Below are 15,800 nucleotides of genomic sequence, written 5' to 3'. Positions count from 1 at the left end.
GGGTGGACCGAGGCTAGGAACGCTGTCTGAGGACGGGATGAGGGGCTGCTTGACGGCGCCTTGGCGCGCTGGGTGAACACTGTGAGGGCTTTCTCGACAAAGCTGTCCCACCTGGGAGTTGTCGGCGGCGGGAGTGCGCGGCGGGTGCCTTCCGTCATGCGGTGTTCGCCCGAAGTTCATTCCGTCTCACGCGCGCGGTGGCCTTACGTCACCGGTCAGATGGAGCCGCCCGCCCGAGCGGAGCTCGAACGACGGCCCCCGCGCGGCGTACGTCACCGCCCCGGGCAGCAGTACCGGCGCCCTGAACTCGGCCTGTACCTGCGCCGGTTGCCCCGGCCCGTACTCGGCGAGGCAGCGGGCGACCGTCCACATGCCGTGCGCGATGGCACGGGGGAAGCCGAAGAGGCGGGCGGTGAGAGGGTGCAGATGGATGGGGTTGCGGTCGCCTGAGACGGCGCCGTAGCGGCGGCCGACGTCCGGGGCGAGGTGCCACTCGGCCAGGGCGGGCAGCGGCTCGGAGCCCTGGCGGCGGCCCGGACCTTCGCCCCGATCCGGCTCTCGGTCCCGATCCAGGCCCCCGCGCTGATGCGGGTCCCCGCCCCGATCCCGGTGCAGGTCCCCGGCCCGGTGCAGGTCCCCGGCTCGGTTCAGGTCCCGGTCCGGGTTCAGGTCCCCGCGCCGATCCAGGTCCCGGTCCAGGTCGTGCCCGTGGTCCCGGTCGGGGTTCTTGTCCGGGTTCCGGGGCCTGTGCCGGGCGAGGTAGGTGCTCCTCGACTCCCATACGAGCCCGCCGTGGACCCTCGCCTCGGTCAGCACGGTCGCCTCCGTGCCCCTGCGGTGCGGCGCCAGCTTCTCCACCAGCACCGCGAGTTCGTACTCCGCGCTCGCGGCGCACTCCTGGCGTCCGGTGATCTCGATCGAGGTGTGCACGAGCCCGAGCAGCGGAAGCGGGAACGCGCGCCCCGCGAGGATCCGCATCGCCAGCGGAAAGGCGAGCACATGCGGATACGTGACCGGAAGGGCGTCCGCCCCGGTCGTGAACCCGCACACCCGCTCGTACGCGGCGAGGTGGGCGAGGTCGATCCGCACGCCGGGGAGGACGAACCGGGTGGCGGGGACGGGGGCGTCCGGGCGGGGCCGCTTGAAGGGGGAGAGCAGGGCGCCGCGGGCCAGCAGCGGGACGAGCGAGGGGGGAGCGGCGAGGGTGCGGGTCCCAGGCTCGGGGCGGACGGGAGGCTGAACGCGCATCGGAGTCTCCAGGCGGGCGGAAGGGTGCGGCTCTCGGCGGGCGGGGCGGCGCGGGGTTCGGCGGGCGGGATTGTCCGGCGTGGGGGCGGGCATGAGGTGACTCTGGAGTAAGTTACCGAGGGTAAGGCTACGTCGGGGAGGGGGCGGGGGTCGAGATGGACCACGGCGGTCTCCTGGGGGCGGGGTGTTCGGGGTGGGCCGCGAAGGCCTCGGCGTGCTGCCGTCGGGTGCTCCGGCGCCGGGGCGGCCAGGGCGTTCGGCGTCGCCGGCCGCGAGGGCGAAAAGGGCACAGCTACCCCGGGTAACCCGCACTTTGCCTGCGGCAAAGCGTCACAAACCCCACACTTCGGCATCGTAGGATCCCCGTCTCACCGGGTTGCCGAGACCCCTGAACCCCCCACTCCCCAGGGCCGTATGAGGATTCGCGCCCCCGCGCTCCTCCGAGCCCGAACACGCTTCGCACCCGCCCCGGCCTTTGGCCGACAAGGAGCCGCCCCGTGTCCAGCCCGTACTCGTCCGACTCCGCCCCTTTCCTTCCGGAGCCCGAGATCAGGCGGCTGGACGGTGTCGTGCGCGAGGTCGCGGTGCCGCCGATCGTGGGACAGGTGACGCACGGATCCCTCGCGGACATCCCGTTCGACAACGCGGCCGCCGCCCCGCTGGAGCCGGTCCTCAGCCGGAAGACCCCGGACGGCGAGGGCTGGACGGACGTGACCGCCGCCGAGTTCGCCGAGCAGGTCCTGGCGGTGGCCAAGGGGCTGATCGCGGAGGGGCTGGTGCCGGGCGACCGGATCGCCATCATGGCCCGGACGACGTACGAGTGGACACTCCTCGACTTCGCCGCCTGGGCCGCGGGTCTGGTCACCGTGCCGGTGTACCCGACCTCCTCCGTCTTCCAGACCCGCTGGATCCTCCAGGACTCGGGAGCCGTCGCGCTCGCCGTGGAGTCCGTGGCGCAGGCGGCCGCGCTCGGCCCCGAGCGCGGACACATACCCGACCTGCGGCACATGTGGATCTTCGAGAAGGGTCATGTGGAGCGTCTCGCGGAGCTCGGCCGCGATGTCCCGGACCAGGAAGTGGCCGTACGGCGCGGGGTGCTGGGCCCGGACACGCTCGCCACCCTCATCTACACCTCGGGCACCACCGGCCGCCCCAAGGGCTGCGTCCTGACCCACGGCAACTTCTTCGCCGAGGTCGACAACGCCGTCGAACTGCTCTACCCGATCTTCAAGGCCCGCACCCGGGATCCCGCCTCCACCCTTCTCTTCCTCCCCCTCTCGCACGTCTTCGGCCGCATGGTGGCCGTGGCCTGTCTGCGCGCGCGAGTCAAACTCGGCCACGCCCCGAGCCTCCAGACCGAGGAACTCCTCGCGGACCTGGCCTCGTTCAAGCCGACCTTCCTGCTCGCCATCCCGTACGTCCTGGAGAAGGTCTTCAACACCGGCCGCGCCACGGCCGAACGGATGGGCCGCGGTTCGTCCTTCGACCGGGCGGCGCGGATCGCCCAGAAGTACGGCGAGGCCGTCGAGGCCGAACAGCACGGCACCGGTCCCGGCCCGAGCCGGGCCCTGCGCGCGGCCCGGGCCCTCTACGACCCCCTGGTCTACCGGCGTATCCGCAACGCCCTCGGCGGCAGGGTCCGGCACGCCATCTGCGGCGGGTCCCCGCTCGGCCGCCGGCTCGCCGCCTTCTACGCGGGAGCCGGCATCGAGATCTTCGAGGGGTACGGCCTGACGGAGACCACGGCCGCCGCGACGGTCACGCCTCCGCAGAAACCGCGCCTCGGCACGGTGGGCCTGCCCCTGCCGGGCACCCGGGTACGGATCGCCGCCGACGGGGAGGTCCTGCTGTGCGGCGCGCAGGTCTTCCGCGGCTACTGGGACCCGCACGCGGGCGGTGTCGTCGACGCCGCCCCGGACGGCTGGTTCGCGACCGGCGACATCGGCGAACTGGACGACGGCGGCTACCTCGCCATCACCGGCCGCAAGAAGGAGATCCTGATCACCGCGGGCGGCAAGAACGTCGCCCCGGCGCCCCTCCAGGACTGGCTGCGCGCCCATCCGCTGATCGCCCAGTGCATCGTCCTGGGGGACCGCCGCCCGTTCGTCTCCGCCCTCATCACCCTCGACCCCGAGGGCATCGCCCACTGGCGCCGGATGAACGGCAAGCACCCGGTTCCCCCGGAACTCGTCATGGACGACCCGGAGCTGCTGGCCATCCTGCAGCGCGCCGTCGACGAGGCCAACCGACTCGTCTCGCGCCCCGAATCCATCCGCCGCTTCATCGTCCTGCCCGTCGACTTCACCGAGGAGGCCGGCCACCTCACCCCCTCCATGAAGCTGCGGCGCACGGCGATCGAGAAGGACTTCAGCAGGGAGATAGAGGCCCTGTACGCGACGTAGTCCCGGGCGGGGACGGCGTGGTCCCCGGGCGGAAAAGGCAGGAGCCCCGCGACCGGCTGGCGCGGGGCTCCTTGGGTACTGCTATCCGTTCCGGATCAAAGCATTGGGCTCATGGAGCCGAAGGCTTAGAGCGGGGTGACGTTCTCCGCCTGCGGGCCCTTCGGACCCTGCGTGACGTCGAAGGAAACCGACTGGTTCTCTTCGAGAGAGCGGAAACCGCTCGCGTTGATCGCGGAGTAGTGGACGAAGACGTCCGGGCCGCCGCCTTCCTGGGCAATGAAACCAAAGCCCTTTTCGGCGTTGAACCACTTCACGGTTCCGGTAGCCATAAGCCCTCCTTGGGCCCAAAGGGTTGCCCTGCTCCAGAACCTGCGATTGTGTAAACAACTGCATACGTCTGAAAACGACGAGAGCCCGCGGTCACATGCTCCGCAGGCTCTGTACTGCAAGGGAAACCAAACTGCAACTTGCGGCGAGCCTAGCACGCAGGCAGCCGAAAGCAATAGAGGCAAAGATCACGTCATCCGGACGGGTGTCCCCATGAGGTCAGGGGCCTGACGTGCGTTGACTTCGAGGTGTCACAACCGTTGACACGGGGAGTCGGGATGGTTTCCACCAGCACGCGCCGACCCTGAGACCTGCGCGCTATCGCATGGGGTCTAGCCTCACGATGTGGACAATTCTCGCACCCGGCCGCGCGTCGGCCACATCCAGTTCCTGAACTGCCTGCCCCTGTACTGGGGGCTCGCGAGAACGGGCACACTCCTCGACTTCGAGCTCACCAAGGACACCCCCGAGAAGCTCAGCGAGAAGCTGGTGCGAGGGGATCTCGACATCGGGCCCATCACGCTCGTCGAGTTCCTCAAGCACGCCGACGACCTTGTCGCCTTTCCGGACATCGCGGTCGGCTGCGACGGTCCCGTGATGTCCTGCGTGATCGTCTCGCAGGTTCCCCTCGACCAGCTCGACGGTGCCCGCGTCGCCCTCGGTTCGACCTCGCGCACCTCCGTGCGGCTCGCCCAGCTCCTGCTGGCCGAGAAGGTCGGGGTCCAGCCCTCGTACTACACGTGCCCGCCCGATCTGAGCCTGATGATGCAGGAGGCCGACGCCGCCGTCCTCATCGGCGACGCGGCGCTGCGTGCCAACCTGCTCGACGGACCGAAGTTCGGGCTCCAGGTGCACGACCTCGGCGCGCTGTGGAAGGAATGGACGGGCCTGCCGTTCGTCTTCGCCGTGTGGGCGGCCCGGCGCGACTACCTGGAGCGCGAACCGCTCGTCACCCGCAAGGTGCACCAGGCCTTCCTCTCCTCCCGTGACCTCTCCCTCGACGAGGTCTCCAAGGTCGCCGAGCAGGCGGCCCGGTGGGAGGCGTTCGACCAGTCCGTCCTGGAGCAGTACTTCACGACGCTCGACTTCCGCTTCGGCGGCCCGCAGCTGGAGGCCGTACGGGAGTTCGCGCGCCGGGTCGGCTCGACCACCGGATTCCCGGAGGACGTGAGCGTACGGCTCCTCCAGCCGTGAGGCGCCGATAGTCGGGCGGCTCCGGGCGCGCACGGCACTACGCTGCTGGGCAGTGTGTACGGGGGAGGGGGAACCGTGAGTGCCATGCAGTCGCTCGGAGCCGACGAACCCACGGTCGTGGGGCCCTACCGGCTGCTCGGCCGGCTGGGGTCCGGCGGCATGGGGCGCGTGTACCTGGGACGCAGCGCCGGCGGACGTACGGTCGCGGTCAAGATCGTGCATCCGCACTTCGCGCTCGACGAGGAGTTCCGCGCCCGCTTCCGCCGCGAGGTCGAGGCCGCACGTCGGGTGGGCGGCGCGTGGACGGCCCCCGTCCTGGACGCGGACCCGGAGGCGCCGGTCCCCTGGGTCGCCACCGGCTACGCGGCCGGTCCCTCACTGACGGCCGCCGTCGCGGACGGCGGACCGCTCCCGGTCCACTCCGCGCGCGTCCTCGGCGCCGGTCTCGCCGAGGCGCTCACCGCGGTCCACGCGCTGGGCCTCGTCCACCGCGACGTCAAACCCTCCAACGTGCTGCTCACCCTCGACGGTCCGCTCCTCATCGACTTCGGCATCGCACGGGCCACGGACGGCACCGCCTCCCTGACCTCGACGGGGGTCTCGGTCGGCTCGCCCGGTTACATGTCCCCCGAGCAGATCCTCGGCAAGGGCGTCACCGGAGCCGCGGACGTCTTCTCGCTCGGCGCGGTCCTCGCGTACGCCGCCACCGGCGAACCTCCCTTCCCCGGCGACTCCTCCGCCTCCCTCCTCTACAAGGTGGTCCACGAGGAACCGCGACTCGACTCCCTGGAAGGCGAGTTGCGCGAGCTGGTGGCGGCCTGCCTGGCCAAGTCGCCCGCGGCGCGGCCCACTCCGGGAGAGGTGGCCGTCCGGCTCGCACCGCAGGGTGCCGCCCGGCTGGTGTCGGCGGGCTGGCTGCCGGGCGCCCTGGTCGAGCGGGTGAGCCGAAGTGCCGTACAACTGCTGAACCTTGAGGCGGTGGGGGCCGTGGAGGCCACGCCGTCCGGGCCGGTGGGCTTCAGCAGTCCGTCGGTGGAGGACGGCCGGGGCGCCGGGAGCGGGGCCGGAGCCGGTTCGGGGAGCGGGAGCGGTGGTGTGTCCGGCGCGCCGGGGTCCGCTTCCGGGTTCGGGCCGCCCCCGCCGGGTTTCGGGCCGCCGCCCCCGATGCCCACGTACGTACCCGGCCGGCGTGAGAGCCGGGCGGCCGGACCGCAGGACGCCGTACACCGGGAGGGGGCGCCGGAACAGCAGCCGCACGACCGTCCGGGCAAGGTATCCGTCAGCGTGGCGGCGACCTCCGTGCCGGGGGCCGGCGGACAGGGCCGCAGGATGAGCTGCACGGTCGCCCTCGCCGTCGCGGGGGCGCTGGCGGCGGTGACCGTGGGATCGGCGTTCCTCTTCGACCTGCTGCCGGGCAGCGGCAAGGACGACGAGGGGAACGTGGCGGGCGGGCGTCCGTCGGCGACGGCGAGCGGGAGCGACCCCGCCACCGATCCGGCGGCGAGCGCCACGCGGCCGGGCTCCACGGCGAGCGCCCCGGCACCGGGCCCGACGGAGAGCGCGTCCGACCCCGGAGATCAGCAGTCCACCGTCCCGGCCTCCTACCTCGGCACCTGGGAGGGCGACGGCCTCGGCCTCGGCGGCGCCCTCCCCATGGGCACGTTCCGTGTCACCGTCCATCAGGCGGCCGTGGGCGAGGAGTTGGGCACCTTCCGGCAGACCGACCAGATCGGCGGCATCTGCGACGACGTCCTCGTCCTCAAGAAGGTCACGAGGAAGCAGCTCGTCGCCACGAGCGTGGCGTCGGAGTCCAACCGGGACGTCTGCACCAAGGGCCGGCACGAGGTCCGGCTGACTCCCGCCGGCAGCGTCCTCACCTACGACACCGACAACGCCGAGGCGGGGGACCCGGTGGCCCGGATGACGAAGGTCGGCTGAAGCCCCGCGCCGGAAGCCGAGGCCCGCACCGCCCCGTGGCCGCCGTCCTGGGACGGCGGCCACGGGGCGGATGGACGGCCATGAGCCGCAGCCTGCGGCGGCGGGGTCTCAGCCCTTCTGCCCGGGCGTCTGCTTCATGCCGTCGACGATCGCGCGCTTGGTGATGGCGTGGGTGAAGCGGACGGTGCCGGGCTTGATGACGACGCCGTCCTGGGTGACCGACTTGACCTGCACGGTCCGCTCGCCGAGGAAGACGTGGGTCTTCTTGTCGAAGATCCACTCCTCGCGTTCGCCGCTGGTCTCGTCCAGCCGCGCCACCGCGACGCCCGAGCGGCCGAGCGCGTCCTTGGCGTCGTTCACCACGACCACGCCCGGGATCTTCGCGGCGGCCTTGAACAGGGCCGGGTAGAGCTTCGCGGGCGGGTAGCTCTCGCCGAGCAGGTCACCGATCGTGGTGAACGCCTCCTGGTCGGGGGTGTTGCCGTGCCCCGCGGTCTCCTTGTAGATCACCTTCAGCAGCTCGTCGGGGTCGGTGGTCAGCCCGGCCAGGAGGTCGTACGACGGGTGGTTCAGGCCGGCCTCGGGGGTGTTGCCCTGCTCGTCGGGCAGGCTCAGCGTCTCGCCCTCGGCGCTGTCGTTGACGGCCGCGTCGATCAGCCAGCCCTTGGTGCCGTCGGCGGACCGCCAGATCTGGCGCCGGTGCAGTACGTAGCTGGCGAGGCTGCTGTCGTCGCCGTCCGTCTTCACGAAGGTGTCGGCCGTCTGGGACTCGATGTAGACGTACTGACCGGGCGCGACCGTGGGGTGGGTCTCCTCGGCCGCCGCCAGGGAGACCTGGTCGATCAGCTGCGGCAGGCCCTTGGTGGTCGTGGCGCCGACGGGGATGACCGCCGCGGGTCCGGTGGCGAGACCATCGCTGTGCACGCCGCTGTCGATCAGCAGCGTCCCGGCGACGACCGCGGCGGTCAGCGCCATCGCGGGCAGCACGAACGCCGGGCGCAGCAGGCGGAGTCCTCGGGGCTTCGGCAGGGCGGGGGCGGCCTTCGTGGTGTTCGCGTCCCGCTGGGTGTCCTGCTGGATGTGGGCCATCAAACGCTCCTTGTGGAACTGGTGACGGCCCGCCGGGAGATCGCGCGCAGTCTGCGGGAGGAGAGGCGCGCTCTCCTCCCACTCGGCCGGACTCTGCCGGGACTGGGTCGCTTTCATCGATTTCCTTCCGATACGGGCCGGATCGAGTGGATGTGTTCTCCTCTTGTCTGTCGATCCGGCCGGCCGAGTTCCCGATTTCCCCGTACGGGTTTTCCCGCGCGTTCTTCGGCGTGGTCGTCCGTGTACGGGACCGGCGCCGCCCGGGCGGCGGGTCGGCCGCCGAGTTCGGCCTCGGTGAGTTTGCGCAGCTTGGCGCGTGCCCGGGAGAGACGTGAGCGCACCGTTCCGACGGCGATGCCGAGCGCCTCGGCCGCGGCCGTGTACTCCAGCCCCTCCCAGAGGCACAGCGTCAGGACCTCGCGCTCGGGTCTGCGCAGTGCGGCGAGCGCGCGCAGGGCGGCGGCGATACGCCGTCGGTCGTCGAGCCGGCCCGCCACCTCGTCGGCATGGTCGGGCAGCGTCGTCTCGGCCTCCGCGGCGGCGTTCGCCGCCGCCCGGTAGCGCCGGTTGCTGCGATGGTGGCCACGGGCGATGTTGATCGCCACGCCCAGCAGCCACGGCCGCAGGCTGCCGCCCTCGGCGCTGACCCGGTCGCGCAGCCGCCACGCTTCCATGAAGGTCTCGGCCATCACGTCCTCCGCCGCGGACCAGTCGGCGGTGAGGCGGAAGGCGTGGTTGTAGACGGCGCGGGCGTAGCTGTCGTACAGCTCGGCGAACGCGCTCGGATCCCCGGCACGTATCCGGGTACGCATGTCAGTGCTCACCCTCATTAACTGACGATCCGCCCACTCCGGGTTCCCGTGATCCGCGTCACACGGGACGGCGGAGGTGCTGGCCGGCCACCGGACCCCGGTCCGAGGGGCGGGCTCGGAGCGGGGGCGGGAGACGCGGGGTTCAGGCGGACGGGGTCTTCTCGCGGGCGTTCGCGATCCTGATGAGCACGGTGATCAGCGCGGCGGCGACGAGCACGGTCGAGAGCAGGCCGACGGCCCAGACATACGGGTACTCGGCGTGGACCCAGCAGGGGTTGCCCCGGCTGTAGCACCCGGAGTCCCAGTCGCGCCGGTGCTTGGGGCGGAAGGCGGCGAACACGACCACGGCCCACAGGAAGCAGGCGGCAACTCCGGGCAGCGAGGCGAGCACCCAGCCGAGCGAGCGGAGTGGGCTCGTCCTCCACTTCGTCCTGTCGAGTGTCACGATCACCGCGGCCAGTCCGAGGGGCAGTACGGCCCCGACGGTGGCTGCGAAGCCGTAGCCGTCGCCCGGCCAGGCGGGGGCCGTGTCGCCCCAGAGTTCGGATCCCCAGGTCATGACCATGAGCGCGAACCCGACGAACGCCGCCATGGCGGCCAGAAGGATCAGACAGCCACCGAACGCCTCCCCTCGGGACGCCTTCTCCCTCGCCTGCGCCCACGCGGACGGCCGCTGCCGCACGTGCTCGTAGCGCAGCGCCGCCCCGGCGGCCCTCCGCCGCTTCGGCTTCGCCGATCCGCTCACCGGACCCGCCCCCTCTTCCTTCTGTTCCTTCTGTTCTTCCGTGCCTCTTCCTTGCCCGGCCCGTCCGGTCACATCGGTGTCGTCACCGTCATCGGTTCCCCGTCCCCGAGGTGAAGCAGGCCCTTGCCGGGGGCGACCGGTCCGCCGACCATGCTGCGGTTCGTCCGGATGCCGATCAGCTCGCCCGCGGAGGAGTCCTGCGGAGAGAGCAGGATGCCGCGGCGGCCCTTCTTCATCTCGACCTGCCAGCCGGAGAACCCGCTGCACACGTCCTCCTCGTCACCGGCGATGACCAGTCCGAGACCGCGTTCGGCGCCGCGCTGCACGATCCGCTTGAAGACGGTCTCGGCATCGCAGTCCTCCAGGACCTCGCCGTCGTCGACCAGGACCACGACCGGCTCCTCGGGCGTGGCCGAGTCGATGGCCTCGCGCAGCTCGTCGCTCTCGATGTCGTCCTCGTCGAAGACCTTCAACACGCCGTCCTGGCCGTCCAGTTCACGCAGTGGCGACGGGCGGGGCGCCGCGATGACCAGGCGTACGCCCTGGGCCAGATACGACCGAGCCATGTTCATCAGGGTCGTACTGCGGCCGGACTTGGCCGGGCCCGCGACGACGAAGGTCGGAACACCCCGGGAGAGGTCCGGGCCGAAGCCCATGACGTCGTCGCCGCCGATGCCCACCAGGCTCCACAGCTTGGAGCGGGAGGCGTCCGCGTCGCGCATCTCCCACGCGTCCGCGAAGCCGATCCGGGTGGGCAGCACGTCGACCCGGAACGGGCGGCGCTCGCGCGGCAGTCCGGCGTCGCGGGCCGCGGCCGTCTCGCCGATCGCCGTGAGGGCCGCGGCCTGGCCCTGACCGGTGGAGTCCTCCGTGAGCAGGGCGAACTGGGTCTCGGTGCCGTGCTCGTTGCGGTAGCCGCGGCCGGGCGGGATCTCCTCGGGGATCTTGCGCGCGTTGACGCCGATCAGCGAGAAGTCGGAGCGGTCGGCGAGCCGCAGGGCGTACTTGTCCTCGGTGAGCGAGCCGATCCGGGTGGAGAGGATCTGGCGGTCGCCCGTCATCACCAGGTGCACTCCGACGCTCGCGCCCTCGCGCATCATCGCGGTGAGCTGGTCGGTCAGATCGCCGTGGTCGTACTCGCCGAGCGTCGGCAGCCAGCCCTCCCACCGGTCGAGCAGCACCACGATGTGCGGGAGCCGCTCGCCCTCCGGCTCCGCGGCCCGCTGCTCGCCGATGTCCGCGAAGCCCTTGTCGGCCAGCAGATCCTGCCTGCGGGTCAGTTCACCCTTCAGGCGGGCGATGAGGCGGACCACGCGCTCGGTCTGGTTGCGGCCGACGACGGCGCCGCAGTGCGGCAGCCGGGTCAGCGCGTTGAGCGCGCCGTTGCCGCAGTCGATGCCGTACAGATGGACGTCGGCCGCCGAGTGGGTGCGGGCCAGCGAACCCGCGATCGTCCGCAGGATCTGCGAACGTCCGCTGCGGGGCGCGCCGCCGATGAGCAGGTGCCCGAAGGAGGCGAAGTCCACCACGACCGGGCGGCGGGCCTGGTCGGCCGGCAGATCCTCGACGCCGTACGGGGCGGGCGGCAGCTTGCCGGGACCGCCCGCGAACGCGGGCACGGTGATCTCGTCGAGCAGCAGTGTCTCGGAGAGGGCGGGCAGCCAGGGGCTGTGCTGGGGCGGGATGCCGAGGGAACGGTTGGCCTCGCGCACGGCGTCGACCAGCACCTTGAGGTCGGTGATCTCCTCCTCCTCGCGCTGTTCGGCCTTCGGCTTGACCAGCGCGGCCCGCCCCAGGTCCGCCCAGCCGAGCGGTCCCGCCCAGGGCGCGAGCGCCGCCGGGTCGGCGGCACCGGGCCGGCGGCCACCGACGCGTCCCGACTGGAACGGTACGAGCGAGGCGTGCCCGAGACGGACGTAGGCGCGGCCCGGTGTGCTCTTGGAGATGTGTCCGGCCTCGGGGGAGTCGATGACATCGCTCGACTCGCCGCCGTCGGTCACACGCAGCGCTATCCGGAGGTTGGTGTTGGCCCGGATCTCGGGGGAGACGACACCGCTCGGACGCTGGGTGGCGAGCAGCAGGTGGATGCCGAGCGAACGGCCCCGCTGGGCGATGTTGACCAGTCCCGTCACGAAGTCGGGCAGGTCGCGCACCATGGAGGCGAACTCGTCGATGACGATGAGGAGCCGTGGCACGGGCGCGTGCGAGGGATCACGGCGTACGAGATCCTGGTAGTCCTCGATGTCCTTGGCGTCGGCGGCGGCGAGGATGTGCTCGCGCCGCTTGAGCTCCGCGCCGAGCGATTCCAGCGCGCGCTCGACGAGATGGGCGTCGAGGTCGGTCACCATGCCGACCGTGTGCGGGAGTTTGACGCAGTCCTTGAACGCCGAGCCGCCCTTGTAGTCGACGAGGACGAAGGTCATGTTCTCGGGGGTGTTGGCCACGGCCAGCGACGCCACGATGGTCTGGAGCAGCTCCGACTTTCCGGAACCCGTCGTACCGGCGATCAGGCCGTGCGGGCCGTCGCGCCGCATGTCGATGCCGAACGGGCCGTCGTACGACTCGCCGATGACCGCCGTCGTCGACTGCCCGCCCATCCGCCAGCGCGCGCTGATCGCGTCCCCGGTCGGCGGTTCCAGTTGCAGTACGTCGAGCAGCCGGCTGGCACCGGGGAGGGCCGAGTCCTCGGTCTCGCCGCTGATGTCGCGCAGCGCGGACAGGGCACGCGCGAGCCGGGAGCACCAGGCCGCCGACACGAAGTCGGGCCGTACGTCCCGTACCCGCGCGACGCCCGTCTGCTGTACCCGCAGCCGCAGTTCGAGCGCTTTGGACGTCCCGGAGGCGGAGCCGTCGGTCTCGGTGGCGTGCCAGGCGTGGAAGGAGGGGAAGCCGCCGGGTGCGGCCGGCGCGGTCCGGACGGGCGCCTGCGCGCCCGCGTGCTCCTCGGGCTTCGGCTCCGCGATGACGATGGCCTGGCACTCGCCGGGCAGGAACCGCTCCTCGGCGTCCAGACAGATCGCGTACATGGCCATGGCCGGGCCCTCGCGCAGCAGCCGCACCACACCCGGCATGGACCGCAGCCGCCGGGAGCCGTCCCACACGACGACGATGTCCGGATCGCTGAACGAGGCCTTGTTGCCGTTCTGCCTGGCGGCCTTCTGGCGGGCGTCGAGGAGCTGGGTCAGCTCACCGATGCGGGCGCCGACGGTCTCGGCGTCCGTGCCGATGAGAACGTTGGCGTCCTGGGCGCCGGCGGGCCTGCTGTGCGGGAGCCAGCGCACCCAGTCCCAGCTGTCCTGGCCGCTGTTCTCCGTCAGGACGTAGAACTGGACGTCCAGCGGGCTGTGCAGGACCGCGGTCTGCGCGACGGCCCAACGGCCCAGCGCCTGGGCCGAGTCACCGGGTCCGGCGATGCCGACGACACCGCGCTCGGCGAGCGGCAGGGCGACCGGCGCGTCCTCGATGTTCCAGGTGACCTGGCGCTTGTGGTCGTCCTGCTCGGGGTCGTCGAGCACGACCTCGGACGGCATCCGTCCGGTGCCGACGCGCAGCAGCAGATGGTCCGCGTCGGTGCGCCGCCGTTCCCACAGCCGGGTGCGCGGACCGGTGCCCAGCGACAGCACGGCCGCCGGATCGGGGATCGCCCGGCGCCGGTCGAGGCGCTCGGCGAGCAGGGCCTCCTGGGCGTCCTTCTCGATCCGCGCCTTGTGCTCGTTGTACTCCTTCACCTGCTTGGCATGGGACTTGCGGCCCTGCTTCTTGTCCATGAGGTAGTTGCCGAGCATGATCAGCGGGCTCAGCAACGCCATGATCATGTAGTACCAGCGTCCGAAGACCATCACCATGACGACGGCGCTGACCAGCGGCGTCAGCGCCATCAGCCAGGGCAGCGGCCGGGCCTCGTAGTCCCGTACCGGGCTCGGCAGCCGGAACTTCGTCTCGCGCTCCGGCGGATGCAGCCGCGGCGGCCGGTTGTAGTCGAGTGCGGCGCCGTCCTCCGACCACTTGAGCGCTGCGTCGGGCTGCGTGTAACGGTCGAGCTGGAGAAGGGTGTTGCCGACCGCGACCTGGCTGCCGAGCGGCCAGCCGTCGTCCTCGCGCTCCTCGAAGGCCGCCCCGTCGAGGGTGACGTCCTTCTTCTCCCCGTGCGCGACGACACCGCAGGTTCCGTCCGTTGCAACTGACAACGTCAGCGCCCTTTGCGGAAGTTCGGGATCGTCGATCCGGATGGACGAGGCCGCCCCGGAGCCGATGTCGTACCGGCCGATCCCGAGCCGGTGCACGGCACCGGCCGACGGGCCGCCGGCCACCCGCAGTTCGACCAGTCCGGTCGGCTCGCCGGGCAGACATCCCGCGGGGTCGTGCAGGCTCACGACGGCGCCCTCGCGCAGCGGCGAGGTGGCGATGGTCGCGGCGGGATCGACGGGATACCCGTCGACGTACGCGACCGGCGCGCCGCCGCCCGCGGCCCCCTGATGATGTCCGAGGGGGATGATCTGCGCACCGCCGCCGTAACCGACGTGCTCCGCGAGTTCTTTGGCGATGTCCCCCACCGAGGACTCGGGATCCGCGTCGAGAACCACGTCGGCGGTGGCGCCGCCGAGCGGGTCGACGACGGTCAGAGTCAGCCGCACGCTCGTCCTCCCCCAGACACCGAGGGCCGCTTCCGGAACGCGGGCCACAGTGCTCCCGACGATAGCCGCTCCCCCCTTCCCGCAGGCAACGGCCCGTGTGAGGGAACCACGAAGGCCCGGGACGGGAAAGGTCCTTGGTGCGGGCTCGTGACAGAACCGGGGTGTGCTCCTGCAAGCGCCGTAAGTAAGCTGCTTGCTCGATACGGACGATCGCACCATCCGTATCAGGAGCCACGGGGGTTGGCCCTGCGGCGAGTTGAAGCATGGAGGACGCCACATGGCCGGCGGCAAAGACGCGGACATCACTTACGAGAAGATGCGGGGCGCTGCCAAGCGACTGGGCCACGAGAAGGAGAAGATGGAGGACAAGCTCCACGGCCTCGACAGCTACATCGACGGCCTCGTCGCGGACGGTTACACCACGTCCAAGGGCTCCCAGGCCTTCGACGACTCCTTCAAGGAGTTCACCAAGGGTATGAAGGAAACCCTTGAGGGCCTCAAGGGCATGGCCAAGTTCCTGGAGGACGCGGCGAAGGCCTACGAGGATCTGGACGACCAGCTGGCCAAGGGTGTCAAGGGCTAGAAGCGCCCGCGAACCACGTGCCGTCTGCGTGCGATGGGGCACATGCCGTGTCCCATCGCACCGTCATGTCAGACGTCGGAGGTGTGGGACCCCTCGGCCCGTGTCCGCCGCATCAGATACATGTGGAGTTCGCTGCGCTGCTCCTCCGTGGTGAGCATCAGCCAGGAGCCGTCGGTGAAGTGGACGCGCAGCTTTCGGTTGTCGTACTCGGGCAGAGGGTCCTCGATGACCGCCGTTCCCGCGGGAATCTCGGCGACGACGCGCATGCGGTCCTCTCTGCGGACGGACACGCGCTTCGGCGGGGCGGCCAGCACGATGCGGCCCTCGGCCAGCATGACGAAACGTTGGTGGTGGGAGGAACGGCCGTACCAGCGCAACAGGAACTGTCCCGCGGCCTTGTCCCAGTCGCCGTCGAAGGTGTCGTCGAGGCCCTGCTCGACGATGGCCTTGTCCCGTCTGTCGGTGGCCAGGTCGTCCGCTCGGCCCCGGTCGCGCTCCTCCTTCGTCGACAGAAGGCGCTTGAGGGCCTCCTCGCCGGAGGCAAGGAGGCTGAACAGCATGGCGATGGGCATCAGCGGTGCGACGAGCACGGAGCCGAGGATGCCGAGCGGCCGGAGGAACGCGGGTCGCAGCGGGCCCGCGCCGGCCGCCTGGTGAACGTCCGCCGGAGGTTGGGGGATCCGGCCTATCGCGCACCACGCACCGGCGTCCGGAACGACGCCGAGGCGGTTGCGTGCTGTGCGGTCGCTGCTCCTGGACAACTCGTCTCACCTTCCTCGCTGCTTGCGGGGCGAAGTGGCGAAGTATCGCAGCAGTGTTATGTGTTCA

11 protein-coding genes are annotated in these 15,800 nt (G+C 71.3%); 4 read left to right on the top strand and 7 right to left on the bottom strand.

All coding sequences use genetic code 11. The features are described 5' to 3' along the window. Positions 1-186 precede the first annotated feature (186 nt). Entirely contained in the window at positions 187-1,248 is a 1,062-nt protein-coding gene (locus tag OG780_RS18360; RefSeq protein WP_328449536.1) for a MaoC/PaaZ C-terminal domain-containing protein, read from the bottom strand. A gap of 497 nt (positions 1,249-1,745) precedes the next feature. Here OG780_RS18360 and OG780_RS18355 point away from each other — a divergent pair, with 497 nt between their 5' ends. Continuing rightward, positions 1,746-3,650 (top strand): AMP-dependent synthetase/ligase, encoded by a 1,905-nt coding sequence (locus OG780_RS18355; protein ID WP_328449535.1) that lies wholly within the window; start codon positions 1,746-1,748, stop codon positions 3,648-3,650. Between the two features lie 125 nt (positions 3,651-3,775). Here the strand turns inward: OG780_RS18355 and OG780_RS18350 are convergent, their stop codons facing one another. Continuing rightward, positions 3,776-3,979 carry a cold-shock protein gene (locus tag OG780_RS18350; RefSeq protein WP_010986243.1) on the bottom strand — a complete coding sequence of 68 codons (204 nt, stop codon included), beginning with the start codon at positions 3,977-3,979 and terminating at the stop codon, positions 3,776-3,778. A 343-nt stretch (positions 3,980-4,322) separates the two neighbouring features. Between OG780_RS18350 and OG780_RS18345 the strand changes: the two genes are divergently transcribed. Both OG780_RS18345 and OG780_RS18340 read left to right on the top strand, forming a co-directional pair. Continuing rightward, a complete protein-coding gene (locus tag OG780_RS18345) occupies positions 4,323-5,171 on the top strand; it encodes a menaquinone biosynthetic enzyme MqnA/MqnD family protein (RefSeq protein ID WP_328449533.1) in 849 nt (282 codons plus the stop codon). Between the two features lie 84 nt (positions 5,172-5,255). After that, positions 5,256-7,109, top strand: coding sequence for a protein kinase domain-containing protein (locus tag OG780_RS18340; RefSeq protein ID WP_328458218.1), 1,854 nt, complete (start codon positions 5,256-5,258; stop codon positions 7,107-7,109). Positions 7,110-7,217: 108 nt separating this feature from the next. Here OG780_RS18340 and OG780_RS18335 read toward each other — a convergent pair whose 3' ends face one another. From OG780_RS18335 to OG780_RS18320, 4 genes are all read right to left on the bottom strand, one after another. Beyond that, complete coding sequence (locus tag OG780_RS18335; protein ID WP_328449531.1) at positions 7,218-8,315, bottom strand: CU044_5270 family protein; 1,098 nt, start codon at positions 8,313-8,315, stop codon at positions 7,218-7,220. Beyond that, entirely contained in the window at positions 8,312-9,010 is a 699-nt protein-coding gene (locus tag OG780_RS18330) for an RNA polymerase sigma factor (protein WP_326786212.1), read from the bottom strand. The genes OG780_RS18335 and OG780_RS18330 overlap by 4 nt, the downstream gene beginning before the upstream one ends. A 142-nt stretch (positions 9,011-9,152) precedes the next feature. Further along, complete coding sequence (locus tag OG780_RS18325; RefSeq protein WP_328449528.1) at positions 9,153-9,755, bottom strand: hypothetical protein; 603 nt, start codon at positions 9,753-9,755, stop codon at positions 9,153-9,155. 68 nt (positions 9,756-9,823) lie between these two features. Further along, a complete protein-coding gene (locus OG780_RS18320; protein ID WP_328449526.1) occupies positions 9,824-14,389 on the bottom strand; it encodes an FtsK/SpoIIIE domain-containing protein in 4,566 nt (1,521 codons plus the stop codon). Positions 14,390-14,666: 277 nt separating this feature from the next. Here OG780_RS18320 and OG780_RS18315 point away from each other — a divergent pair, with 277 nt between their 5' ends. Further along, the gene (locus OG780_RS18315; protein ID WP_164369568.1) at positions 14,667-14,972 is read left to right on the top strand and encodes a WXG100 family type VII secretion target; all 306 of its coding nucleotides are present in this window, start codon (positions 14,667-14,669) and stop codon (positions 14,970-14,972) included. Positions 14,973-15,040: 68 nt separating this feature from the next. Here OG780_RS18315 and OG780_RS18310 read toward each other — a convergent pair whose 3' ends face one another. Beyond that, the gene (locus OG780_RS18310) at positions 15,041-15,733 is read right to left on the bottom strand and encodes a hypothetical protein (RefSeq protein WP_328449524.1); all 693 of its coding nucleotides are present in this window, start codon (positions 15,731-15,733) and stop codon (positions 15,041-15,043) included. Positions 15,734-15,800 lie beyond the last annotated feature (67 nt).

Origin of the sequence: Streptomyces sp. NBC_00386 (assembly GCF_036063235.1) — a bacterium.
Taxonomy (GTDB): domain Bacteria; phylum Actinomycetota; class Actinomycetes; order Streptomycetales; family Streptomycetaceae; genus Streptomyces.
This window is presented reverse-complemented; position numbering and strand designations above follow the sequence as displayed.